Origin of the sequence: Nocardioides baekrokdamisoli, from assembly GCF_003945325.1 — a bacterium.
GTDB lineage: Bacteria > Actinomycetota > Actinomycetes > Propionibacteriales > Nocardioidaceae > Nocardioides > Nocardioides baekrokdamisoli.
Window position 1 is genome coordinate 170,375 of sequence record NZ_AP019307.1, and the last position, 23,994, is coordinate 194,368.

At 67.4% G+C, this 23,994-nt stretch carries 19 protein-coding genes; 13 read left to right on the forward strand and 6 right to left on the reverse strand.

The window, feature by feature from the left end:
* The first annotated feature begins 58 nt into the window (after nucleotides 1–58).
* The 11 genes from uvrA to KCTC_RS00755 all read left to right on the forward strand — a co-directional run bounded on the left by uvrA (nucleotide 59) and on the right by KCTC_RS00755 (nucleotide 12,190).
* Nucleotides 59–2,902, forward strand: a complete 2,844-nt coding sequence (gene uvrA, locus KCTC_RS00705) for an excinuclease ABC subunit UvrA (protein WP_125565823.1) — start codon at nucleotides 59–61, stop codon at nucleotides 2,900–2,902.
* A gap of 63 nt (nucleotides 2,903–2,965) precedes the next feature.
* Nucleotides 2,966–3,421, forward strand: coding sequence for a Rieske (2Fe-2S) protein (locus KCTC_RS00710; RefSeq protein WP_125565825.1), 456 nt, complete (start codon nucleotides 2,966–2,968; stop codon nucleotides 3,419–3,421).
* Between the two features lie 57 nt (nucleotides 3,422–3,478).
* Nucleotides 3,479–5,431, forward strand: a complete 1,953-nt coding sequence (gene uvrC, locus KCTC_RS00715) for an excinuclease ABC subunit UvrC (protein ID WP_125565827.1) — start codon at nucleotides 3,479–3,481, stop codon at nucleotides 5,429–5,431.
* A complete protein-coding gene (gene rapZ, locus KCTC_RS00720; RefSeq protein ID WP_125565829.1) occupies nucleotides 5,431–6,315 on the forward strand; it encodes an RNase adapter RapZ in 885 nt (294 codons plus the stop codon). The genes uvrC and rapZ overlap by 1 nt, the downstream gene beginning before the upstream one ends.
* Before the next feature lie 4 nt (nucleotides 6,316–6,319).
* Complete coding sequence (locus KCTC_RS00725; protein WP_125565832.1) at nucleotides 6,320–7,300, forward strand: gluconeogenesis factor YvcK family protein; 981 nt, start codon at nucleotides 6,320–6,322, stop codon at nucleotides 7,298–7,300.
* 32 nt (nucleotides 7,301–7,332) lie between these two features.
* A complete protein-coding gene (gene whiA, locus KCTC_RS00730) occupies nucleotides 7,333–8,316 on the forward strand; it encodes a DNA-binding protein WhiA (RefSeq protein ID WP_125565834.1) in 984 nt (327 codons plus the stop codon).
* Nucleotides 8,317–8,451: 135 nt separating this feature from the next.
* On the forward strand, nucleotides 8,452–9,450 hold the full coding sequence (gene gap / locus KCTC_RS00735) for a type I glyceraldehyde-3-phosphate dehydrogenase (protein ID WP_125565837.1): 999 nt from the start codon (nucleotides 8,452–8,454) through the stop codon (nucleotides 9,448–9,450).
* A gap of 3 nt (nucleotides 9,451–9,453) precedes the next feature.
* Nucleotides 9,454–10,659, forward strand: coding sequence for a phosphoglycerate kinase (locus KCTC_RS00740; RefSeq protein WP_125565839.1), 1,206 nt, complete (start codon nucleotides 9,454–9,456; stop codon nucleotides 10,657–10,659).
* A 2-nt stretch (nucleotides 10,660–10,661) separates the two neighbouring features.
* Complete coding sequence (tpiA, locus tag KCTC_RS00745; protein WP_125565841.1) at nucleotides 10,662–11,471, forward strand: triose-phosphate isomerase; 810 nt, start codon at nucleotides 10,662–10,664, stop codon at nucleotides 11,469–11,471.
* Between the two features lie 38 nt (nucleotides 11,472–11,509).
* Entirely contained in the window at nucleotides 11,510–11,743 is a 234-nt protein-coding gene (gene secG / locus KCTC_RS00750) for a preprotein translocase subunit SecG (RefSeq protein ID WP_125565843.1), read from the forward strand.
* 87 nt (nucleotides 11,744–11,830) lie between these two features.
* Nucleotides 11,831–12,190 carry an RNA polymerase-binding protein RbpA gene (locus KCTC_RS00755; protein ID WP_125565845.1) on the forward strand — a complete coding sequence of 120 codons (360 nt, stop codon included), beginning with the start codon at nucleotides 11,831–11,833 and terminating at the stop codon, nucleotides 12,188–12,190.
* Nucleotides 12,191–12,253: 63 nt separating this feature from the next.
* On the opposite strand, the gene KCTC_RS00760 is transcribed toward KCTC_RS00755, so the two are convergent.
* Entirely contained in the window at nucleotides 12,254–16,012 is a 3,759-nt protein-coding gene (locus tag KCTC_RS00760; protein ID WP_125565847.1) for a DUF11 domain-containing protein, read from the reverse strand.
* Between the two features lie 11 nt (nucleotides 16,013–16,023).
* Nucleotides 16,024–16,770, reverse strand: coding sequence for a sortase (locus tag KCTC_RS00765; RefSeq protein ID WP_125565849.1), 747 nt, complete (start codon nucleotides 16,768–16,770; stop codon nucleotides 16,024–16,026).
* Nucleotides 16,771–16,949: 179 nt separating this feature from the next.
* On the opposite strand from KCTC_RS00765, the gene KCTC_RS00770 reads away from it, so the two are divergent.
* Nucleotides 16,950–17,297 (forward strand): hypothetical protein, encoded by a 348-nt coding sequence (locus tag KCTC_RS00770; RefSeq protein WP_164512420.1) that lies wholly within the window; start codon nucleotides 16,950–16,952, stop codon nucleotides 17,295–17,297.
* Here the strand turns inward: KCTC_RS00770 and pgl are convergent.
* From pgl to tkt, 4 genes are read right to left on the reverse strand one after another with little or no spacing between them, the layout of a single operon-like run.
* Nucleotides 17,294–18,001: a 6-phosphogluconolactonase gene (gene pgl / locus KCTC_RS00775; RefSeq protein ID WP_125565853.1), complete on the reverse strand. Its 708-nt coding sequence runs from the start codon at nucleotides 17,999–18,001 to the stop codon at nucleotides 17,294–17,296. The genes KCTC_RS00770 and pgl overlap by 4 nt on opposite strands.
* A gap of 5 nt (nucleotides 18,002–18,006) precedes the next feature.
* Entirely contained in the window at nucleotides 18,007–19,629 is a 1,623-nt protein-coding gene (locus tag KCTC_RS00780; protein WP_125565855.1) for a glucose-6-phosphate isomerase, read from the reverse strand.
* Nucleotides 19,626–20,723 carry a transaldolase gene (gene tal / locus KCTC_RS00785; RefSeq protein ID WP_125565862.1) on the reverse strand — a complete coding sequence of 366 codons (1,098 nt, stop codon included), beginning with the start codon at nucleotides 20,721–20,723 and terminating at the stop codon, nucleotides 19,626–19,628. The genes KCTC_RS00780 and tal overlap by 4 nt, the downstream gene beginning before the upstream one ends.
* A gap of 28 nt (nucleotides 20,724–20,751) precedes the next feature.
* The gene (tkt, locus tag KCTC_RS00790) at nucleotides 20,752–22,779 is read right to left on the reverse strand and encodes a transketolase (protein WP_408636121.1); all 2,028 of its coding nucleotides are present in this window, start codon (nucleotides 22,777–22,779) and stop codon (nucleotides 20,752–20,754) included.
* Nucleotides 22,780–23,011: 232 nt separating this feature from the next.
* Between tkt and KCTC_RS00795 the strand changes: the two genes are divergently transcribed.
* Nucleotides 23,012–23,950 (forward strand): heme o synthase, encoded by a 939-nt coding sequence (locus KCTC_RS00795; RefSeq protein WP_125565867.1) that lies wholly within the window; start codon nucleotides 23,012–23,014, stop codon nucleotides 23,948–23,950.
* Nucleotides 23,951–23,994: the final 44 nt, after the last annotated feature.

The window sequence follows — 23,994 nt, forward strand, 5'->3', positions numbered from 1 at the left end:
GTCGGGGCCGCCTGTTAGGGTGGCGAACATACGTTCGAACAGGTCGAGGGGGAGACGCGTGGCGGATCAGTTGGTCATCCGGGGTGCGCGGGAGCACAACCTCAAGGATGTCTCACTCGAGTTGCCCCGTGACTCGCTCATCGTCTTCACCGGCCTGTCCGGGAGCGGCAAGTCGAGCCTTGCCTTCGACACGATCTTCGCGGAGGGTCAGCGGCGCTATGTCGAGTCGCTGAGTGCGTACGCGCGGCAGTTCCTCGGCCAGATGGACAAGCCGGATGTCGACTTCATCGAGGGCCTGAGCCCGGCGGTGTCGATCGACCAGAAGTCGACGTCGAAGAACCCGCGATCGACGGTCGGGACGATCACCGAGGTGTACGACTACCTCCGGCTGCTCTACGCGCGCGCCGGTCGCCCGCACTGCCCGACCTGCGGTGCGCCGATCGAACGTCAGACGCCCCAGCAGATCGTCGACCGCATCCTCACGATGGAGCAGGGAGCCCGTTTCCAGGTCCTCGCGCCGGTGGTCCGCGGTCGGAAGGGTGAGTACGTCGACCTCTTCCCGCAGCTGCAGGCGCAGGGCTTCAGCCGCGCGCGGGTCAATGGCGAGACCTACACGTTGGACAGCCCGCCGACGCTGGAGAAGCAGAAGAAGCACACCGTCGAGGTCGTCATCGACCGACTGCAGGTCAAGGAGTCGAGCAAGCGCCGACTCACCGACTCGGTGGAGACCGCGCTGGAGTTGGCCGGCGGCCTCGTCGTCATCGACTTCGTCGACTCTGGTGAGCAGCACAAGTTCAGCGAGCGGATGTCGTGCCCGAACGAGCATGCGATCGACACCGATGAGCTCGAGCCTCGTTCGTTCTCGTTCAACAGCCCGTTCGGGGCCTGTCCGGCGTGCACTGGCCTGGGCACCCGGATGGAGGTCGACCCGGAGCTCGTGATCCCGAACCCGGACGCGACCCTCGGCGAGGGCGCCGTCCAGCCGTGGAGTCAGGCCCACGTCCAGGACTACTTCCTGCGTCTGCTGGGCGCTCTCGGCGAGGAGTTGGGGTTCGACCTCAACACCCCGTGGCGGAAGCTGTCGAAGGGTGCCCAAGAGTCGATCCTCAACGGCCACCGCACCAAGGTCCACGTGGTCACGACCAACCGTTACGGCCGCCAGCGGGCGTACGACGCCGAGTTCGAGGGCGTACGTACCTACATCGAGCGCCGTCACAAGGATGCGGAGTCCGACGTCAGCCGCGAGCGGTTCGAAGGGTTCATGCGGGAGGTGCCGTGCCCGGCGTGTGGCGGGTCGCGACTCAAGCCGGTGTCCGTCGCCGTCACGTTGGGTGCCAAGGAGTCCGGAGGCAAGGGCATCGCGGAGGTCTGCGCCATGCCGATCGCGGACGCGGCGGCGTACCTCAACGCCGTCGTTCTCACCGATCGCGAGAAGCAGATCGCGGAGCGAGTCCTGAAGGAGATCCAGGAACGGCTGCGCTTCTTGCTCGACGTCGGACTGGACTACCTGTCCCTCAATCGTCCGTCCGGCTCGCTCAGTGGTGGTGAAGCCCAGCGGATCCGACTGGCGACCCAGATCGGGGCAGGTCTGGTCGGCGTCCTGTACGTCCTGGACGAGCCGTCGATCGGTCTGCACCAGCGTGACAACCAGAAGCTGATCGAGACGCTCGTCCGCCTCAAGGAGCTCGGCAACACACTGATCGTCGTCGAGCACGACGAGGACACCATTCGGGTGGCGGACTGGATCGTCGACATCGGCCCCGGCGCGGGTGAGCACGGCGGCCACGTGGTGCACAGCGGCACCGTCAAGGCCCTGTATGAGAACGAGGCGTCGCTGACCGGTCAGTATCTGTCGGGCAAGCGCTCAATCCCGGTGCCGGAGATCCGTCGACCGCGACAGAAGGGCCGCGAGCTCAAGGTCATCGGTGCCCGGGAGCACAACCTGCGCGACATCGACGTCTCATTCCCGCTCGGGCTGTTCGTCGCGGTGACCGGCGTCTCCGGATCCGGCAAGTCGACCCTGGTCAACGACATTCTCTACACGAGCCTCGCCAAGGAGATCTACGGCGCTCGCGCGATCCCGGGCAAACACAAGACGGTCAAGGGGCTCGAGCACGTCGACAAGGTCATTCACGTCGATCAGAGCCCGATCGGGCGTACGCCCCGGAGCAACCCGGCGACCTACACAGGTGTGTTCGACCACATCCGCAAATTGTTCGCCTCCACGCCGGAGGCGAAGGTCCGCGGCTATCAGCAGGGGCGCTTCTCCTTCAATGTGAAGGGCGGCCGCTGCGAGGCCTGCGCCGGCGACGGGACGATCAAGATCGAGATGAACTTCCTGCCGGACGTGTACGTCCCGTGCGAGGTCTGTCACGGCCAGCGCTACAACCGCGAGACGCTCGAGGTGCACTACAAGGGCAAGTCGATCGGTGAGGTTCTTGACATGCCGATCGAGGAGGCGGTCGAGTTCTTCGCGGCTGTCCCGACGATCGCGCGTCACATGAAGACACTCGTCGAGGTCGGACTGGGTTACGTACGCCTCGGCCAGCCGGCGACCACGCTGTCGGGCGGTGAGGCACAGCGCGTCAAGCTCAGTTCCGAACTGCAGAAGCGCTCCACCGGACGCACCATGTACGTCCTCGACGAGCCGACCACCGGCCTGCATTTCGAGGACATCCGCAAGCTGCTGCTGGTGCTCGGCAAGCTCGTGGACCAGGGCAACAGCGTGCTCGTGATCGAGCACAACCTCGACGTGATCAAGACCGCGGACTGGTTGATCGACATGGGTCCGGAGGGTGGCTCCGGCGGAGGCATTGTGGTGGCCGAGGGGACCCCGGAGCAGGTGGCGAAACATCCGGACAGCCACACGGGACGCTTCCTGCAGCCTTTGCTCGGGGCCTGATTCAGGGCGGATTCACAGCGGGTGACAGAGGGTGGCTCGAGTCGACGCCCGTAGGGTGACCGCATGGATGCGAACACTCCGATCAGCCGCCGGATCGTCTTCACGGGACTGGGATCCCTGGGGATCGCCGCAGCTCTCGCCGGATGCGGCACGACGCCGACGTCGGGGACCCAGCCGAGCACGCCCGCCACCAGCGGGTCACCAAGCGGTGGTTCGAGCAGCGGCGCCGCGCCGACGCCGCTGGCGACCACGTCCGAGATCCCAGTCGGGGGCGGAATCATCCTGAGCGACCAGCGCCTGGTCATCACGCAACCCACGGCGGGCACATTCGACGCCTTCAGCGCGGTCTGCACCCACCAGGGTTTCAACGTGACATCGGTCGCTGACGGAACGATCAGTTGTGCTCACCATGGATCGACCTACAGTGCTTCCACCGGTCAGGTCACCGGTGGCCCGGCGCCGAGCGCGCTCACCCCGGTCGCGATCAAGGTCAAGGGCGGCAGCATCTTCGCCGCCTGAGCGAGGCCGTCGGCCGGGCCCGACGGGAATGTCGGCGCCGGCCCATAGGCTTGTCGAATGGCCCACCCGCAGTCGTACCGTCCCGCGCCGGGAGAGATCCCGACGCAGCCGGGGGTCTATCGATTCCGGGACTCGACGGGCCGGGTGATCTATGTCGGCAAGGCGAAGTCCCTGCGACCGCGCCTCTCGTCATACTTCCAGGACATCGGCAACCTGCACCCGCGTACGGCCACGATGGTGACGACGGCGGCGAGCGTCGACTGGACCGTCGTCGGCACCGAGGTCGAGGCGCTCGCGCTGGAGTACTCGTGGATCAAGGAGTACGAACCGCGCTTCAACGTGAAGTATCGGGACGACAAGTCGTACCCGTGGCTCGCGGTCACCCTGAGTGATGAGTACCCGCGGGTGATGGTCGGGCGGGGCGCGAAGCGCAAGGGCACCCGCTATTTCGGCCCGTACGGCCACGCCTGGGCTATCCGCGAGACCGTTGACGTGCTCCTGCGGGTCTTCCCGATGCGGTCGTGCTCGAACGGTGTGTTCAAGCGTGCCGAGCAGATCGACCGACCCTGCCTGCTGGGCTACATCGGCAAGTGCAGCGCGCCGTGCGTCGGCCGGGTGACGCCGGAGGAGCACCGCGCGATTGTGGACGATTTCTGTTCGTTCATGGCCGGACAGACGCAGGGCTTCGTCCGCCGCATCGAGAAGGACATGTACGCCGCCTCGGACAGCCTGGACTTCGAGCGTGCAGCCCGTCTGCGAGATGACCTCGGAGCGCTCAACCGAGCGCTGGAGAAGCAGTCGATCGTGCTCGGTGACGGAGCCGACGTCGACGTGATCGGCCTGGTTGAGGATCCACTCGAGGTTGCGGTGCAGGTTTTCCACGTGCGCGGTGGGCGCGTGAAGGGTCAGCGAGGCTGGGTGGCTGATCGGGTCGATGACTCGACGACCGGTGACCTCGTCTCGAATTTCCTGGTGCAGTTGTACGGATCGGAGGAGCCGGACGCGATCCCGAAGGAGATCCTCGTCCCGGCGAAGCCTGCCGAGGCGATCATCGTGGAGGAACTGCTGAGTGAGCTCCGCGGATCGAAGGTGTCGGTACGGGTCCCGCAGCGCGGTGACAAGAAGACGTTGCAGGAGACGGTCACTCGCAACGCCGAGCAGACCCTCGTGATCCACAAGACCAAGCGCGCCTCCGATCTCACAACTCGCAATCAGGCCCTTGAGGAGCTCCGGGACGCTCTGGAGCTTGCCGAGGCCCCGTTGCGGATCGAGTGCTACGACGTCTCTCACCTGCAGGGCACCGAGATCGTCGCCAGCATGGTGGTGTTCGAGGATGGCCTGGCGCGCAAGAGTGCGTACCGGCGCTTCATCATTCGCGATCAGGACGGCTCCGACGACCTGGCCGCGATGCGCGAGGTGATCGGCCGACGGTTCAAGCGTCTCATTGATGAGACCCGCGATGCGGGGGAGGACGGGCCGCTGCTGATCGACCCGGACACCGGGCGACCGCGCGGATTCGCGTACGCCCCGGGGCTGGTCGTGGTTGACGGGGGACAGCCGCAGGTGATCGCTGCGACCGAGGTTCTCGCCGAGCTGGGTCTGTCCGACATTCCGGTAGTGGGGCTGGCCAAGCGACTCGAGGAGGTGTGGCTGCCCGACCAGGAGGATCCGGTGATCCTGCCGAGGTCCTCCGAGGGGCTGTACCTGCTCCAACGTGTCCGGGACGAAGCCCATCGGTTCGCCATCACCCATCACCGCAACCGGCGCTCCAAGTCGATGGTCGAGTCGGTCCTGGACGGCGTGCCCGGACTCGGTGAGATCCGACGCAAGGCCCTCATGGTTCGGTTCGGATCGGTGCGAAAGCTCCGGGCGGCCACGGTCGAGGAGATCGCGCAGGTGCCGGGCATCGGGATGCGTACCGCTGAAGCGATCAGGAATGCGGTCGCGGACGGAACGGGATCTCCTAGGGTGGCGGTCAACACGGCGACAGGTGAGGTGGAGGAAGTCTGATGGCGCAACGTTTGGCCGCGAATGGTGATCTCGGCGAGGTCGTGATCGTCACCGGCATGACCGGCGCCGGTCGCAGCACTGCCGCCAAGGAACTCGAGGACCTCGGCTTCTACGTGGTGGACAACCTCCCGCCCGACCTCCTGGTGAGTGTCATCGAGCTCGTCAACGCGAATGCCGGCCCCGCCCAGAGGATCGCGGTCGTGGTCGACGTACGCAGCGGGTCGTTCTTCGGCAGCCTGCGTGAGCGGTTGGCCGACGGCATCGGTCGGCCGTACACGCTGCTCTTCCTCGACGCCAACGACGAGGTCCTCGTACGCCGCCAGGAGGCGGCGCGTCGTCCGCACCCGCTGCAGGGCATCGATCGCCTGTTGGACGGGCTGGAGCGTGAGCGCGCCGTCCTCGCCGACCTCCGTGCCGAAGCTGATCTGGTCATCGACACGACCAGCCTCAACGTGCATCAACTCACCGAGCGGATCGCGAGCGCCTTCGGTACGCCGGACACCACTCGGCTCAAGGTGAGTGTGATCAGCTTCGGTTTCAAATACGGGCTGCCGGTCGATGCCGACTTCGTAGCCGACATGCGCTTCCTGCCGAACCCGCACTGGATCCCCGAACTCCGCCCCGGCAACGGCCGTGACAATCCCGAGGTCGCCGAGTACGTGAAGAGTCGGCCGGGGGCAGCGGAATTCCTGGGTGGCTATGTTCCGGTCCTCGAAGTCGTCGCCAACGGCTACCTCCGGGAGGGCAAGCGATTCATGCGGATCGCCATCGGCTGCACCGGCGGCAAGCATCGCAGTGTCGCGATGGCCGAGGAGATCGCACAGCGGATGAGCAACGACGGTTTCGACGCCCGGGCGATCCACCGCGATCTGGGCAAGGAGTGATCCGGTGACGACCAGGAACCCCAAGGTCGTCGCGTTCGGTGGTGGACACGGCCTGCACGCATCCCTGTCAGCACTCCGCCTTCTCGAGGAGAGCAAGGAAGTCGCCGACATCACTGCGGTCGTGACGGTCGCCGACAACGGGGGATCGTCCGGCCGGCTCCGCAAGGAGTTCGACGTGCTCCCGCCAGGCGACCTACGGATGGCGCTGGCGGCTCTCTGCGGGCGCAGCAACTGGGGTGAGACCTGGGCGAGCGTGCTCCAGCACCGCTTCGCCGGCAGCGGGGAGTTGAACGGTCACAATCTCGGCAACCTGCTCATCGTCGGGCTCTGGGAGCAATTGGGCGACCACGTCCAGGCACTCGACTGGGTCGGCCGCCTACTCGGCGCTCGCGGCCGGGTGCTCCCGATGGCGCTGGTCCCGATGGACCTCGTCGCGGACGTGCACGGTCTGGCAGAAGATCCCAAGGCCACGACTGAGGTCCGTGGCCAGGTGGCCATTGCCACAACGAGCGGCGTGATCGACTCCATCCGCCTCGTGCCTGAGGACCCGCCTGCAGCCCCTGAAGCGGTTCAGGCGATCGCGGACGCCGATTGGATCGTGCTCGGTCCCGGCTCCTGGTACACCTCGGTGCTGCCCAACTTGATGGTGCCCGCACTGCGTGAGGCGCTCGCGACGACATCGGCCAAGGTCGTCGTCGTGATGAACCTGGACGAGCAGGCGGGGGAGACGCAGGGGCTGGGCCCCGCCGAACACCTCGCGGTGCTGGTCCAGCACGCTCCGGAGATCCCGATTCACACCGTCCTCGTCGATCCGGAGATGGATGGGCTGAGCGACCTGCGGCAGACGGCAGCGGCGTGTGATGCGCGGCTGCTGGAGCATGTGGTCGCGGTGCCGGGAACCGCCCGGCACGACCCCGAGACCTTGTCGAAAGCATTCGCCGCGATCTTCGCCGAGACCGGCGCTCAGCAGGCGGCCCGGGCCTGACGGGTGTTTGACGTACGTGGGAGACTCCGGGCATGGCGATGACGGCACAGGTGAAGGCTGAACTCGCGAACACACCGATCACCAAGATCTGTTGTCGGCGAGCAGAAGTGTCCACGACGTTGAGGTTCGCGGGTGGGCTCCACCTCGCCAACGGACGTGTGGTGGTGGAGGCAGAACTCGACACCGGAGCGGCTGCACGCCGACTCCGCAAGGACATCGCGGAGCTGTACGGCCACCAGGCCGAGGTTGCGGTCGTGCAGGCCAACGGGTTGCGCAAGGGGGCTCGCTACATCGTGCGGGTAGCCCGCGACGGCGAGGCGCTGGCGCGCCAGACTGGCCTCCTCGACGCAGCTGGGCGGCCCGTACGCGGTCTGCCGCCGGCGGTCGTGTCCGGCGGAGTCTGTGACTCGGTCGCGGCGTGGCGTGGCGCGTTCCTGGCTCACGGTTCGCTGACAGAGCCCGGCCGCTCGTCCTCGATGGAAGTGACTGCCCCCGGATCCGAGGCAGCACTTGCGCTGGTCGGTGTCGCGCGGCGTCTGGGCATCCAGGCGAAGGCCCGCGAGGTACGCGGTGTCGACCGGGTGGTGATCCGTGACGGTGACGCCATCGGGCAACTCCTGGCTCGTCTCGGGGCGCACGAGTCGCTGATGGCCTGGGAGGAGCGGCGCATGCGCCGTGAAGTACGCGCCACCGCGAACCGTCTGGCCAACTTCGACGACGCGAACCTCCGCCGGTCGGCCCGCGCAGCGGTTGCTGCTGGCGCGCGTGTCGAGCGCGCTGTCGAGATCCTCGGTGCAGACATCCCGGATCATCTCCAGCTTGCCGGGAAGTTGCGCCTGGAGCACAAGCAGGCTTCCTTGGAGGAGCTCGGTCAGCTGCACGAACCCCCGCTGACGAAGGACGCGATCGCCGGCAGGATCCGACGGTTGCTGGCGATGGCCGACAAGCGCGCCGAGGAGCTCGGCATCCCCGGAACCGAGGCCTCGCTCACGCCGGACATGCTGGTCGACGACTGAGGGTCCGGACGCTCGAACACGCTGCTCCGGATGGGTATGCGCGCAGCGCGCTGATAGTTAGAGTTTCGACTCGGGTCGTCGTTGGGCCCAAACCCAGGCAGGGTCAATGAAGACCCTCACCCCACAGGAGTCGTCATGACTGTCCGCGTAGGTATCAATGGATTCGGCCGGATCGGTCGCAACTTCTTCCGGGCGGTACGCGCCTCGGGTCTGGACATTCAGATCGTCGGCGTCAACGATCTCTCGGACGTCAGGGTGTTGGCTCACCTGCTCAAGTACGACACCATCCTCGGCATCCTCGACGCCGAGGTCACCGCCGCTGAGGGCGAGATCACCATCGGCGACCAGGTCGTCAAGGTGTTCTCCGAGCGGGACCCGGCGAACTTGAAGTGGTCCGAGCTCGATGTCGACATCGTCGTCGAGTCGACCGGCTTCTTCACCGACGCGACCAGGGCACGCGCCCACGTCGACAACGGCGGCGCCAAGAAGGTGATCATCTCCGCCCCGGCGACCAACGAGGACGCGACGATCGTCATGGGCGTCAACGAGGGCACGTACGACCCGGAGCACCATGTCGTGGTCTCGAACGCCTCCTGCACGACGAACTGCCTTGCCCCGGTGGCGAAAGCGCTGCACGAGGGCATCGGCATCGAGAAGGGGCTGATGACGACGATCCACGCGTACACGGCCGACCAGAACCTGCAGGACAACATCCACAGCGACCTCCGCCGTGCCCGCGCCGCGGCCGTCAACATCGTGCCTACTGGCACCGGAGCCGCGAAGGCGATCGGTCTGGTCCTGCCCGACCTGAAGGGCAAGCTCGACGGCTACGCGCTGCGGGTGCCCACGCCGACGGGTTCGCTGACCGACCTGTCGTTCGAGGCGTCCCGGGAGACGACCGTCGAAGAGATCAACGAGATCGTCCGCAAGGCCGCCGACGGCAGGATCCTCGTGTACTCGACGGCCCCGATCGTCTCATCGGATATCGTCACCAACCCGGCGTCGTCGATCTTCGACGCCCCGCTGACCAAGGTCATCGGCAATCAAGTCAAGATCGCGTCCTGGTACGACAACGAGTGGGGCTACTCCAACCGACTCGCGGACCTCGTCGCCTACATCGGAAAGACTCTTTGATTCATGGGCTCTCACGCCGCTCTCGCCCCCGAGTTCCTGGACAGCGTCGCTGGCAAGCGCGTCCTCGTACGCTCCGACCTCAATGTCCCGCTCAAGGACGGTCAGATCACGGACGACGGTCGGATCCGTGCCTCGGTACCCACCATTCAGGCGTTGGCTGCCGCGGGTGCCCGCGTGGTGGTGACCGCGCACCTCGGCCGACCCGACGGCGCTCCGGACCCCGCCTACTCGCTGGCTCCGGTCGCGAAGCGGCTCGGCGAGTTGCTCGGTGCCGATGTCGCATTCGCCACGGACACTGTCGGACCTTCGGCTCAGGCAGTCGTTGCAGGCCTTGCCGACGGCCAGGTTGCCGTCGTCGAGAACGTCCGCTTCAACGCTGGCGAGACGTCCAAGGACGACGCCGTCCGCGGCGCCTTCGCGGCGGAACTCGCCCGGCTGGCCGACGCGTACGTCTCCGACGGCTTCGGCGTCGTACACCGGAAGCAGGCCTCGGTGTACGACATCGCCACGATCCTTCCGCACGCGATGGGCTCGCTCGTCGCTACCGAGGTCGATGTACTCAAGCGGCTCACCGAGAACCCGGCGCGGCCTTACGTCGTGGCGCTTGGCGGCTCGAAGGTCTCGGACAAGTTGGGAGTCATCGACAACCTCCTGGAGAAGGCCGACAAGCTGATCATCGGCGGCGGCATGCTCTTCACCTTCCTCAAGGCGCAGGGGTACGAGATCGGCGCGTCATTGCTCGAGGAGGACCAGATCCCGACCGTGCTCGACTACCTCGACCGTGCGAAGGCGTCGGGCGTCGAGATCCTGTTGCCGACCGACATCGTGGTCGCCGACTCGTTCGGTGACGCCGCCTCGGCGCGTGTCGTGCCTGCGACCGAAATCCCGGCAGGCACGCTCGGTCTCGACATCGGCCCGGAGTCGGGCAAGGCGTTCGCGGCAGCCCTCGCCGATGCGAAGACCGTCTTCTGGAACGGCCCGATGGGTGTGTTCGAGATCGCCGCCTTCGCGGAGGGCACGCGAGCGGTGGCCGAAGCTCTCACCAAGGTCGACGGCTTGTCGGTCGTCGGCGGCGGCGACTCGGCGGCGGCGGTGCGTACGCTCGGCTTCTCCGACGACCAGTTCGGTCACATCTCGACCGGCGGCGGCGCCTCGCTGGAGTACCTCGAGGGCAAGACCCTCCCCGGCATCACGGTCCTGGAGGCCTGATCATGGCCCAGCGCACATCAACGACTCGTACGCCCCTCATGGCCGGCAACTGGAAGATGAACCTCAACCATGCTGAGGCCGTCTCGCTGGTCAACAAGCTTGCGACCGTCCTGCACGACAAGAAGCACGACTTCGCCAAGGCGGAGGTCGTCGTGGTGCCGCCGTTCACCGATCTGCGTTCGGTGCAGACCTTGGTCGACGGCGACCACCTCTCGATCAAGTACGGCGCTCAGGACGTGTCCATCCACCCGAATGGCGCCTACACAGGCGAGATCTCGGCAGCGATGCTGAGCAAGCTGGGATGCGCGTACGTGGTCGTCGGGCACTCCGAGCGTCGTGAGTACCACGGTGAGACAGACGCGCTGGTCGCTGAGAAGGCGGCAGTGGCGTTGGCCGCGGGGATGACGCCCATCGTGTGTGTCGGCGAGGGCATCGAGATCCGTCGCGAGGGTACGCACGTTCCTCATGTGACCGCGCAGGTCGTCGGATCCCTGGCCGGCCTCAGCGCCGATCAGGTCTCAGCGAGCGTCATCGCGTACGAACCGGTGTGGGCGATCGGAACCGGTGAGGTGGCGACGCCTGCCGATGCGCAGGAGGTCTGCAGGGCCATTCGGGCGCAGTTGGCGGAGTCGTACGGGGATGAGGTCGCTGCCAAGACCCGCGTTCTCTATGGCGGTTCGGTCAAGGCAAGCAACGTTGCGGCGTTGATGGCTGAGACGGACGTGGACGGTGCGCTGGTCGGCGGTGCGAGCCTCGTGGCCGAGGAGTTCGCGGGCATCGCGCGCTTCTACGACTTGCCGGTGCTGTCCTGATGCCAACTGGCGTCGCTGCCTGACATAGGATCCCCACCGTGGAAATCTTCCTCACCTCGATCCTCGTCCTGACGAGCCTGTTCCTCATCGTCCTGGTGCTCTTGCACAAGGGACGCGGTGGTGGCCTGTCCGACATGTTCGGTGGCGGTGTGTCCAGTTCGCTGGGTGGCTCGTCGGTCGCTGAGCGCAACCTCGACCGTCTCACTGTCGGCATCGGCATCATCTGGTTCGCAACCGTGATCGGGCTGGGTATGTACCTGGCCTACCGCTGACGCGAAGCACCATCGCCGCTCATTGGGCGGCACTTGACCTGCGCCGCAGTGGCGGCATCAATCCTGACTACGTAGAAGAGGACACGCATGGCTGGCGGAGGAAACGCGATCCGTGGAAGCCGAGTCGGCGCTGGGCCGATGGGCGAAGCGGAACGGGGCGAAGCCGCTCCGCGGAAGGCAGTTGTCTACTTCTGCGCCCACGAGCACCGCTCGGTGATCACGTTCGCGGTCGAGGCCACGGCGCCCGACTCGTGGGACTGCCCGAAGTGCGGCCTGCCGGCCGGTCTCGACGCGGAGAATGCTCCGCCGGCACCGAAGATCGAGCCGTACAAGACGCACCTTGCGTACGTGAAGGAGCGTCGCTCGGACGCTGAGGCTGCCGAGATCCTCGATGAGGCAGTGCAGTTGCTTCGGTCCCGCCGCAAGTCGGGCGAAGTCATCTTCTGAGCCTCTGGGTTCATTCACAGTGGGGCGGGTACCGGGATTCCGGCCCGCCCCACTGTGTTTCTGCTATCCGCGGTGGCTGCCCCGGCTGTCCCGGCTGTCCCGGCTGGCTCGAGTACGTCGACCGGTGACGCGAAGTCCGATCGCACCCACCGCACTAGCACCGCCGAGAAGGCCCACCCAGCCGCTCGGGCCACCCGTGTCGGGTAGTCGCTCGGGACTCGGGGGAGTCGGCCGCGGGTTCCCGTCCCGGGGCGGTCCCAGGACCGTCTGCACCTCGTCGCACTGATCGGTGTCGGCGTCCAGCGCTGCATCCACGGTCGGGCCGTCGTTGGCCTGACAGATCGGACCGCCGTCGACCGGCGCCGGCGGGGTGACGTCAGGCGAGTCGACGCTTGCCACGTTGACGATCCGGGTCCCCGGCGCGGCCCTGACTCGGCCTCGGAAGCTCACCGACGCAACAACCCCGGCGCCCAGGTCACCGACGGTCCACGTGTTCCTGGCCAGATCGAAGGTTCCCTGGGTCGGCGGATGGGTCACACGCAGCGTGGAGCGATCCAGGCCGGCCGGATAGGTGTCCTCGACCCGGACGTCTCGTGCTCCGACGGTGCCGTCGACGCGTACGTGGATCGTCCATGTCACCGTTCCGTCCGCGGTTACCCCGTCCGCGTGTTTGTCTATGCGGAGCCGCGGAGACGACACCTCGGCGACGTCGCACTGGTCAGTGTCGGCGCCCACGTCCTGATTGTTGCGCTGACAGTGGGCGCTCGATGTCGGTTGGTAGGGATTGCTCGGGTTCTCGACGTACGCGAGGTTCTGGAACGGCTTGGTGCGGTCGGCACCGACGGTGATCGTGGTTGTCAGGGATGACGTGACGGTCCGGCCGGGGGCGAGATCCCCGATCACCCACGTGCGGGTGCCGGGGTCGAAGGCGCCGGCGGACATGTTGGCGAATCGGACCGATGCCGGATCATTCCCCGGACCACCGAGATCATGGACCCGCACGCCCCGCGCCGTGCTCGCCGACGGGTTTCGCACAGTCACCGTGTAGTGCAGCGTGTCCCCGTCCATCCAGCCGTCAGCGGACTCGAACTTCTTGGCGATCTGGAGCGAAGAGCCGTCAGTGACAGTGCTGGCTGCCGCTGCCTTGATCATCTGCAGACGGGTGTGAGTCGCCTTGGCGTACGCGATGTTCTCGAAGCGATCTCCTCTGCGGCCGCCGACCGGGTGCCACGTGATGGTGTTCGACCTGGTCGCTCCGACCGGCAGCACGCCACCCACGATCCGGATGGCGGTCGCCGAGGAGGGATCCGTCGGAGGGGTGGAGGACCACATCGGCGATGGCGACGCGAAGGATCCGTTGGCTCCCGCGTTCGGATCGGTGCTGATGCTCGCGGGCGCTGCGGTGGCGTAGTAGACCCGGTCGCCCGGAGACGCCGTGACCGAGTCGATCTCGTAGGTCCCGTGGAAGGCCGTTCCGCGGGCGTCACCGTTCCATGGAAGGACGTCGATGGTGTCTGTCTGGGCCTGATCGACCGTGTCAAGGTTCGCGAGGTCGAGCCGCCAGGTGTCCGTACCGCCTGCTGCGAACGTTGGGGAACCAGCGGACTTCGTCAGCAGCGTACGTCCGTCACCGGCATAGGCGACGTCCGCGCTGTCCTCGGCGGTCTCGACCCCGGCGTTGCCGGTTGCCGGCCCGCTCGCGACCGTGGCAATGACCGTGTTGCGGCGTACGCCTTCGGTGAACGAGATCCGGCCACGGTAGCTGATCTCGGTGTCGACGTTGACCGGGCCGCTCTGGGTCCACACCAGTCGGGTGGAGCCGTCTGCGTTGTGTACGACCGAGTCGGGAGCGCGTGAGGCGCTCCCGTCCACGTAGTCGACGCCGGCCGGCATCTCGTCGGTCAGGGTCCAGGTGGCCGATCCTGCGCCGAGGTTGGCGTCGGCCCCGGTGTGGAGCGAATAGGTGACGACGTCGCCGGCGCGTACGTCGGGCTGCGAGACGGTCTTGTGGACGTACGGCCGTGCGCCGAGGATCCGCATGACGTCGCGCAGCGAGTCCGTACCCGGGTAGGAGAGTCCGGGCGTGCGCGTGTTGAGTGTCGTCAGGTCGCTCGACCGCTTCCACACACCGGTCCGATCGGTGGCGGACCCAATCGTCCACACCGCGTCGCTCGGGGTCGCGGTCTGCGCGATCTTCGCGGCAGCGTGCATCCCGACGCGCGTCGGCGTCGTCGAGAGTGGCGAGGCCGCGGCGAGCTTGGCCGGATCGACTGTCAGCTTGATCGCAGTGATCGAGGCAGGGTCGCTCACCGACAGGTGTTGCTCCTCGGTGCAGCGGCAGTCGTCACCCGCGTGATTGAGCACGACGTACGAGACCGGCGTGAAGTTGACGCTGCCGCAGTCGAATGCTGCGCGGGAACCGGCCGCCGGTAGCGGTCCGGTGTACACGGACCAGCTGTACGTGCCAGCCGGCAGCGCGGCGATGTCCGTCGCGCTGGTCGGCTGGAGGTTCGGGATCACGTCGCCGGTGAAACTGGCCGGACCGTCCAGGACCTCGCACGTCGACCACTCCGCGCGTGCCGGGATGGCGGATGCCGGTTGGCCGCCCCAGATCCCGTTCGTCGAGTTGGTGATGAGCTGATCCCCGGGCGTTGCGTAGTAGGACGCAGCCCATGGACCCCCGCCTCCGACGACCCGGGAATCCATCGGTGGGGCGAACCCGTCCGGGTGGGCCCAGTTGTGGGCGTATCCGCCGGGAACCGTGATGGCCACGGCCTCGGTGTTGTTGCTGAGGTCGCTCTCGGTGACGGCTGTGCCGGAGGTCGTGGTGGCGACCGTGCGCTTGACGCTCAGTTCGAAGGACGAGGTGGCGGGGAGCACTCCGTTCGAGCTGGTCATCGGAAGCCCGAAGGCGGCGAAGACGTGACGGTCCGGGGGAAGGTTCGAGCCATCGGCTGCGGTTGTCGGCGGGTTCAGGGCCGCTCCTGAGCGGTATCCGGTCAACTGAACGTGGAAGACACCGGGGGCAGTCTGGCTGATCGTGCACGCGTCCGGCATCGGGGCCTGCGACGAGGTGTACGGCATGGAACTGGGCGCGGTGCTTGACGCAAGGGGTACGCAGGGGCCCTGGGTCGGCGTGATCGCCGCGGGGGCATTCGTCGAGGTCTTGTTGGCCACAACCACGTCGAAGGAGATCGGCCCACGCAGATCAGCGGCACCGGCGGGCAGCGCGATGGCCACCGGGAACGTCGAGTGCCACGCCGTGTTGGCCTGGATCCGCTGCGCCTCATTGAAGACGACATCGATGCCCGGCGCCGCGGTGACGGGAACGGGCGGAAGCGAGGTGCTGGTCGTCCCGTCGGTCACCTCGACGCGTACGGCGCCACCGTCCGCTGCATGCGCAGTGACCGTGAAGTCGACTTCGATGGCCGTGCCGAATCGAACCGGTCCGAGATTGCATCGCACCGAGGAACCCCCGGCGGTGACCGCGGATGCCGGATCGCCGTCTGTACGACAAGCGGACGGAAGGCGGGTGAAAACGCCGTCAGCGGCGGTGAAGGTGACCACATGGTTGCTGGCCGCGCCCTCCTCGCCGAGATGGTCGTTCAGGTTCACGTGAGCGACACCGCGAACCGGCTCCCCGTTGCCGACGGATGCCGGCGCGCCGGTCCAGCTGAGGTCGAGCTCGCTGACGGGGAGAGCTGAGGCCGAGCCGCCGAAGACGGCGAAACCTGCCGAGCCGACAGCTGTCGCGGTGAGTGCGGCGGCGACCCTGGAGCGCCAGGGTCGGGCCGGCCTGCGGTGCGGAAGATGGTTGGACATGTGTGCCCCTTCTAGGCCTCGGGATGCGGATGGACGCGGAGATAGGTCCGGACCAGTTCGCCGAAGATGACGAAGCGGTCCGACGTGTGGAAGAGCTCGGCGCAGGTCAGCAGGGTGATCAGACGCGTGCTGTGGGGCGGGCTGATGCCACCTCGGTCAGGGTTGCGCGGAGACGGCGCCAAAACCCAGGACGCGCTGTCGGCGACGCGGAGGCTGCCACCACTGCCGCTCGTGACCCGATAGATGTAGCCGGACGTGAGCGTTTCGATGACGATCTCGTCGCCGATCTGCAGGCGCTGCAGGTCACGGAACGGCTCCCCATGGGTGACCCTGTGGCCCGCCAGGACCACGTTCCCGACCTCTCCCGGGTGGGCGCTTCCGACGACATGGCCCACTCCCAGGGCAAGGCTCGATGAGCCGGTACCCTCGACGAGGGGCACGGCGTACGCCGACCCGAACCGGGGGATTCGGACCAGTCCGTCCACTGCGACCCCGCGACTGATCGCGCTGGGCGCCTGTCTGTGCCACGCGGAGAACAACGCTGCGACGGCCTGGTGCTGGCGCTGGCTGGCCACGAGATTCGTACCGACGAACTGCCAGGCCAGGTGGCCGGCGCAGACGAGCGTGACGCCAGCGAAGGCACTACCCAGGAGCCGGCGCGAGCGGCGTGCCCGTCGGCGTTGAGCGATCCGGCGACCCCGAGGCCGGCGGAGGCGACGGGGTCGGCGGGGCGCGCGGCGGCGCGGTGCGTACGGCATGGGGAGATCCTCAGGCAGCGTCTCGACGCGTCACTGCGCATGCTTGATGCCCTGTGGAGGAACGCCGCGGTGTGCCTGCCTGTGGAGAAGGCGTGGCCGACCTACGATGTCGGCAGGGCTACTCGGGGCCTGTGTCGTCGCTCGGCAGTCGTCGTGGCGACGCCTTCGCTTCCCCGAGCATGAACGGCCTCATCATCGCGACCCAGCACCGCCCCACGCCTCCACGGAAACAGTCACCCTCGGCTGTGCGGCGTACGCCGGCGTCCTCGGGGAGGGCGGCACACGTGCGCAGGCCGACGGTGCCACAGAAGTCGCCGGTGCGTATGCGAAGGCCGGCTCCGCCCTACCGCCCGAACTACTGGTTGGTCGGGGCTCTGGCGATGGCGTTCGTCCTGCTTGCGGTGGCCTTTCTGGTCACCATCGCGATCCTCTGGAGCCTCGTCGGACCGCCCACGACCGCGGTCATGGTGCTGGTCTACGTGACGACGATGTACGGGCTGTGGCGGGTGGGCGTCAGCCGGCTCTAGAGCCCACTCGCGGCGGCGCGGTCGAGGAACCAGACCGTCTCCGCGAGGCCACGCACCCGCCTGGCCGGCAGATCCGCGCTGGTCGTGGCGTCAGCGACCGCAGCTGCCTTGTCGGGTCCGGTGACCAACAGCCATACGGACTCGGAGTTGTTCAGCGCCGGGACGGTCAAGCTGATGCGCTGGGGCGGTGGCTTGGGGGAGCCTGTGACCGCGATCGCGGTTGCTTCGTCGGCGCCGAGCCCAGGTGCGCCCGGGAACAGGGATGCGACGTGACCGTCCGGTCCCATCCCGAGCATCGTCACGAGGAAGGGCTCCTGCCGCCGGGCGAGTTCGGCAGCGTAGGCTCGCGCGCCCTCCTCGACCGAGCACGCGGAGCCCGTGCTCGGCATGGCATGGATGCGCCCCGCCGGCACGCCCAGGACGTCCAGGAAGGCCGTGTGGGCGTGCAGCGCGTTGCGATCGGGCGACGTTGTTTCGACGTACCGTTCGTCGCCCCACCAGAAGTCCACGGCCGTCCAGTCGACTGCCGAGTCGGCGCCGACCCGTGCCACCTCGCGGTGTACGAGGTCCGCGACAGTCCCGCCGGTCAGGCAGACAGCAGGCACCAAGCCCGCTGCCTGGGCCCGCGCCAACGCATCCACCAGCGCCAGAGCAGCCGCTGCCGCGAGCTCCTGGGGAGTCTCGTAGACGCGGATGGAGACCATCGTTGCTACGCGTCCAGCAGTTTGATCAGGTCGTCGATCGCCGCCGGCGCGGCGAGGTGCAGGCGAAGGATCGGACGACCGTGAGCTGCCAACACCGATCCGTCACCGACCGCTTGCGAGATGTGGAACTGCTGGAAGGTGAACGGGCGACCGGGAATCTGCAGATCCGCAGCAGGCTCCGAGGTGACCTGCAGGTAGACCCCGTTGGCCGGGCCGCCCTTGTGGTACTGCCCGGTCGAGTGCAGGAAGCGTGGGCCCCAACCGAACGTGATCGGTCGTCCGGTGCGCTCAGCCAAGGTGTCGCGTACGCCCTCGAGCGCGACGTCCCGCGAGCGATCCAGGTACGCCTGGACGGCAAGGTAACCGTGCCCGCCGTCGATCATCCCGACCAACGCCGCCACTGCGTCCGCGGCGGTCGTGAAGGAGCCCGGAATGTTGTGCGCGAAGACGTCGTACACACCGTCGGTGAACGCCGGAGCCGGAGTGCCCGCGCCGCCGTCCAGAAGGTCGCGAGCGGCAGCCTTCGCCGCCTCGACATCGGGTTGGTCGAAGGGGTTGATGCCGATGATGCGCCCGGCAATGGCAGTCGCGTACTCCCAGAGCAGCATCTGGCCGCCGAGCGTGCCGTCGACGTGCACCGCCCAACCCGACACCGGCGTCATGGGGACGTCGGTGGGACCGAAGGTCGCGAGGACCTCGTCGGCGCTGGAGGGTACGAAGTCCGGCGCCGTCGTGGACCCGACGACGACCGGCAGGATGCCCTTGCCGTCCTTGCCGGTCGATTCGGCGATCAGCTGTTCGGCCCAGTCGCCGAACCCGGCGTAGGAGGCCCCGGCGTCGGCCAGGACGAGTTTGTCGACGCCGGCGTTCGCAGCAACGCCCATCAGCGCCCCGAGTTGCAGCGCCGGGTTGTCCGGCGAGTCCGATTCGAGGGCTTCTCGTACGGCCTCAGCCTCGTCGAGCAAGGCGTGCGGGTCGACGCCTGCCAAGGCGGTCGGGACCAGACCGAAGGCTGTGAGGGCCGAGTAGCGGCCCCCGACGTCCGGGTTGGCGACGAACGTCCGGTAGCCGGCGTCTCGCGCAATCTGCTCGAGCGATGAGCCGGGGTCGGTGACCACGACGATCCGCTCGACAGGATCGATGCCGGCAGCGATGAAGGCTGCCTCGAAAGCGCGTCGCTGACTGTCGGTCTCGACGGTGCCGCCGGACTTCGACGAGACCACCAGGATCGCCCGCTCAAGGCTGCCGGAGAGCGCGGACCGGACGAAGTCGGGGTTGCTGGAGTCAAGGACGACCAGCGGTACGCCGGCTGCCTCGGCGATGACCTCGGGGGCCAACGACGATCCGCCCATGCCGGCGAGGATGACGTGGTCGAGCCCCCGGGATGCAAGGTCAGCGGCGAGAGCCGAGACCTCATCGGCCAATGATCGAGAGGTCCGGGAGAGGTGCGCCCACGCAAGGCGCTTGGCGGCCTCCGACTCAGCCGCAGGGCCCCACAGAGTGGCGTCGCCGGCGCCGATCGCGCTGGCAACACCGGCCTCGACCAATGCCGTCAGCGCGGAGGCGTACGCCGTCTCGTCAGCGACTGTGACGCGAACACTCGCGCCGTACCCGAGGTCCGCCGTCATGCCGACATCTGGCCCTTCACGGTCTCTTGCAGTTCCGCCCAGGACTTCTCGAACTTGTCGACGCCATCGGTCTCGAGATGCGTGAACACCTCGGCAAGATCGATCCCTAGAGCCCGGAGCCGGTCGAAGACCTCGCGGGCCTCAGCCGCCTTCCCGGTGACCTCGTCACCGGTGACCTCGCCGTGATCGGCGAACGCCTGCATGGTCTTCTCCGGCATGGTGTTCACGGTGCCAGCGACGACCAGGTCGGCCACGTACAGGGTGTCCGCGTACGCGGGATTCTTCACACCGGTCGAGGCCCAGAGTGGACGCTGGGCGTTCGCGCCGGCGGCCGCGAGGGTACGCCAGCGGTCGCTGATCAGGACCTGCTCGAAGGCGGCGTACGCGAGCCTCGCGTTGGCCACCGCGGCCTTGCCGCACAGTCCGAGCGCCTCCGGCGAGCCGATCGCCTCCAGGCGGGCATCGATCTCTGTGTCGACGCGGGACACGAAGAACGACGCAACGCTGCGGATGCTCGACAGGTCGTGCCCGTTCTCCCGAGCCTGCTCCAGGCCGGTGATGTAGGCGTCCATCACCTCCATGTAGCGCAGCGGAGAGAAGATCAGCGTGACGTTGACCGAGATCCCGGCTGCGGTCACGGCGGTGATCGCCGGCAGGCCGGCAGGCGTCGCCGGGATCTTGATCAGAACGTTGTCGCGGTCCACGGCAGCCCACAGGGCCTTCGCGGAGGCGATCGTGCCGGCGGTGTCGTTCGCCAGAGTCGGTTCGACCTCGATCGAGACTCGGCCGTCGTCGTGGGTTGAGGCGGCGACTGGCGTGAGGATGTCGCAGGCGTTGCGGACGTCGGTGGTGGTGAGGTCGAAAATGACGGCGTCGACCTCGGCGCCACCAGCGACGAGCTCGCGCACCTGGGCGTCGTACCGGCTGCCGTTGCTGATCGCGCCGGCGAAGATCGTCGGGTTCGTCGTCACACCGACGACGTGCGACGTCGCCACGAGGTCGGCGAGGTTGCCGGACTCGATCCGGTCGCGTGACAGATCATCGAGCCAGATGGAGACTCCGGCGTCGCTGAGTTCCTTCAGTCGGTCAGTCATCTCGCGATCCTTTCCCGTCGGTCCGGTGTCAGCCGCGCGCAGCGGCGATGGATTCCCTGGCGGCAGCGGTGACCGCCTCAGGAGTGAAGCCGAAGTTGCGGAACAGTGTCGCGGCGTCAGCCGAGGCGCCGTAGTGCTCGATGCTGATGATCCGCCCGGCGTCCCCGACGTACTCACGCCAGCCCTGCTTGATCCCGGCCTCGACGGACACACGTGCCTTGATGGCGGGCGGGATGACGGAGTCGCGGTACGCCTGGTCCTGTGCCTCGAACCACTCCACGCACGGCAGCGAGACCACCCGAGCCCGGATGCCCTCCCCGGCGAGTGCCTCGCGGGCTGCCACCGCGTACTGGACCTCGGAGCCAGTCGCGATCAGGACGACATCCGGGGTGCCGTCGGTGTCGAGGAGTACGTACCCGCCGCGCGCGACGTCTTCGGTGGTTGCGTAGCCGCCCTCTCCGCGAGGGAACGTGGGCACGTTCTGGCGGGTGAGGATCAGTGCCGACGGGCGGTCGGTGTGCTTGAGGATCTGCAGCCAGACGGCCGCGGTCTCGTTCGCGTCCGCGGGGCGGATCACGTCGAGCCCCGGGATCGCACGCAGCGCCGCAACGTGCTCGATCGGCTGGTGGGTGGGTCCGTCCTCCCCGAGACCGACGGAGTCATGCGTCCAGACATGGATGACCGGGGCGCCCATGAGCGCGCCGACGCGTACGGCCCCGCGCATGTAGTCGGAGAACTGCAGGAAGGTACCGCCGAACGGGCGCGTGGGGCTGTGCAGCGCGATGCCGTTCATGATCGCGCCCATGGCGTGTTCACGGATGCCGAAGTGCAGGATCCGGCCGTTGTTCGGGTCGCCGGTCCACTCGTGGTTGCTGCGGTTGGCCGGGACGAACGAGGACGCGCCCTCGATGGTGGTGTTGTTGGAACCGGCGAGGTCGGAGGAACCACCCCACAACTCCGGGAGCACCTTGGCGAGCGCATTGATCGTCTTGCCGGACGCGGAGCGCGTTGCGACCCCCTTGGCATCAGCCGGGAACGAGGGTAGGACCGACTCGAGGTCGGCAGGCAACGCGCGGGACTTCATCCGGTGCAGCTGTGCCGCCAACTCCGGGTGGGCGGCCGACCATCCGGCGTACTGCTCATCCCACTCCTTGCCCCAGATCGCGCCGCGATCGAGCAATCCGCGGGTGTGGTTGAGGACTTCCGGGTCCACATCGAAGGATTTGTCCGGGTCGAAGCCGAGGACCTTCTTGGTGGCGGCGACCTCATCGGCGCCGAGAGCCGAGCCGTGGGCAGCCTCGGTGTTCTGCGCGTTCGGAGCTGGCCAGGCAATGATCGTGTCGAGCACGATCAGGCTCGGCTTGTCCGTGACCGCCTCAGCGGCCCGGATCGCGTCGTAGAGCGCCGGGACGTCCTCGGCGTACGAACTGCCGCCGTTGGTCCAGTCGACGACCTGGGTGTGCCAGCCGTACGCGGCGTAGCGCGCAGCAACGTCCTCGGTGAAGGCGATGTCGGTGTGACCCTCGATCGAGATCTTGTTGCGGTCGTAGATGACGGTGAGGTTGCCGAGCTCCTGCGTACCGGCGATGGAACTCGCCTCGCCGGAGACGCCTTCCTGGAGGTCTCCGTCGGAGCAGATGACGTACACGTGGTGGTCGAACGGGCTCGTGCCCGGCGCCGCGGTGGCGTCGAACATCCCGCGCAGTTTGCGCTGGGCCATCGCCATGCCGACCGCGTTCGCCACGCCCTGCCCGAGCGGCCCAGTGGTGACCTCGACGCCCTTGGTGTGGCCGTACTCGGGGTGGCCCGGCGTGAGGCTGCCCCACGTACGCAATGCCTCGATGTCGGCGAGTTCAAGTCCGAAGCCGCCGAGGAAGAGCTGGGTGTAGAGCGTGATGCTCGAGTGGCCGCAGGACAGGACGAACCGGTCGCGGTTGATCCAGTCGGTGTCCGCCGGGTCGTGCCGCATGACCTTCTGGAAGAGCAGGTACGCAGCAGGTGCCAGACTCATCGCGGTGCCGGGGTGGCCGTTGCCGACCTTCTGCACCGCGTCCATGGCCAGCACGCGGCATGTGTCGACCGCCTTCGAGTCGATCGCGGACCAGTCAAGCTTCTCCGGGAGTGCCACGGACATGTCCTTTCGACGAGAGCGGTCTCTCGATGCGTGCAAGCCAAGGCGTCTCCGTGTACGCGCGGGCGCAGGGAGACGGCGAATCCGAGCCTACCTATCCTGAGGGATAGACTCGCCACCGCATCCAGCATCCAGCGCGATCCGTGAGGACCTACCCGTGACGCATGTCAGCGACCCGATCCCGGACGTGGTGTCCGTGGACCGCGTTCGGCTGGTCGACGTCATCGCGGCGTACGTGGGCCTCACCAAACCGCGCGTGATCGAACTGTTGTTGCTCACCACCGTCCCCGTGATGTTCTTCGCCACCGGGGGAGTGCCCAAGCTCGGTCTCGTGATCGCCACCGTGATCGGTGGCACATTGTCGGCTGGCTCGGCGTCGGTCTTCAACTGTGTCTATGACCGCGACATCGACGAGCAGATGCGGCGTACGCGCCGTCGCGCACTGCCGCGACACATCGTCTCGCCGACCGCGGCGCTGATCTTCGGCGTCGTGCTTGCGGTGGTCTCCACTGCGGTGCTCTGGGCCTGGGTGAACCCTCTCTCGGCTGCGCTCTCACTGGGTGCCAACGCGTTCTACGTGTTCATCTACACGATGCTGCTCAAGCGCCGTACCACCCAGAACATCGTCTGGGGTGGCATCGCCGGCTGCTTCCCGGCGCTGATCGGCTGGACCGCGGTCCGCGACACGGTCTCCTGGGAACCGTTCGTGCTGTTCCTCGTCGTCTTCTTCTGGACGCCACCGCACACCTGGGCCCTGGCTATGCGCTACCGCGAGGACTACGCCCAGGTCGATGTGCCGATGCTGCCGGTCGTGAGGTCCGCTCGCGCAGTCGCTGCGCAGATCGTGGCGTACTCGTGGGTGATGGTGGCGACCTCACTCGCGATCGTCGGTTCTGACCGGATCGGCTGGTTCTACCCGGTCGCGGCGCTGATCCTCGGTGGAGCGTTCCTCGTCCAGGCACACCGGTTCCACACGCGTACCAAGACCTCCGACGACCTCTCCGTGCTCCAGCCGATGGAGTTGTTCCACAGCAGCAACCTCTACCTGTCGCTGCTCTTTGTGGCCGTGGCCATCGACCCCCTGATCACTCGTTGACCCGCCGAAAGGTGAGGGAATCCGCGGTGAAAGGTGAGGACTTC

Excerpts from the sequence above, each read along its gene's own strand:
- tpiA (WP_125565841.1), top strand. The coding sequence starts at position 10,662 with ATGGCCCAGCGCACATCAACGACTCGTACGCCCCTCATGGCCGGCAAC.
- KCTC_RS00710 (WP_125565825.1), top strand. The coding sequence starts at position 2,966 with ATGGATGCGAACACTCCGATCAGCCGCCGGATCGTCTTCACGGGACTG.
- whiA (WP_125565834.1), top strand. The coding sequence starts at position 7,333 with ATGGCGATGACGGCACAGGTGAAGGCTGAACTCGCGAACACACCGATC.
- KCTC_RS00755 (WP_125565845.1), top strand. The coding sequence starts at position 11,831 with ATGGCTGGCGGAGGAAACGCGATCCGTGGAAGCCGAGTCGGCGCTGGG.
- tkt (WP_408636121.1), bottom strand. The coding sequence starts at position 22,779 with ATGGACGCGGTGCAGAAGGTCGGCAACGGCCACCCCGGCACCGCGATG.
- gap (WP_125565837.1), top strand. The coding sequence starts at position 8,452 with ATGACTGTCCGCGTAGGTATCAATGGATTCGGCCGGATCGGTCGCAAC.
- tal (WP_125565862.1), bottom strand. The coding sequence starts at position 20,723 with ATGACTGACCGACTGAAGGAACTCAGCGACGCCGGAGTCTCCATCTGG.
- KCTC_RS00770 (WP_164512420.1), top strand. The coding sequence starts at position 16,950 with ATGAACGGCCTCATCATCGCGACCCAGCACCGCCCCACGCCTCCACGG.
- KCTC_RS00760 (WP_125565847.1), bottom strand. The coding sequence starts at position 16,012 with ATGTCCAACCATCTTCCGCACCGCAGGCCGGCCCGACCCTGGCGCTCC.
- pgl (WP_125565853.1), bottom strand. The coding sequence starts at position 18,001 with ATGGTCTCCATCCGCGTCTACGAGACTCCCCAGGAGCTCGCGGCAGCG.
- KCTC_RS00740 (WP_125565839.1), top strand. The coding sequence starts at position 9,454 with ATGGGCTCTCACGCCGCTCTCGCCCCCGAGTTCCTGGACAGCGTCGCT.
- KCTC_RS00780 (WP_125565855.1), bottom strand. The coding sequence starts at position 19,629 with ATGACGGCGGACCTCGGGTACGGCGCGAGTGTTCGCGTCACAGTCGCT.
- rapZ (WP_125565829.1), top strand. The coding sequence starts at position 5,431 with ATGGCGCAACGTTTGGCCGCGAATGGTGATCTCGGCGAGGTCGTGATC.
- uvrC (WP_125565827.1), top strand. The coding sequence starts at position 3,479 with ATGGCCCACCCGCAGTCGTACCGTCCCGCGCCGGGAGAGATCCCGACG.
- KCTC_RS00765 (WP_125565849.1), bottom strand. The coding sequence starts at position 16,770 with ATGCCGTACGCACCGCGCCGCCGCGCGCCCCGCCGACCCCGTCGCCTC.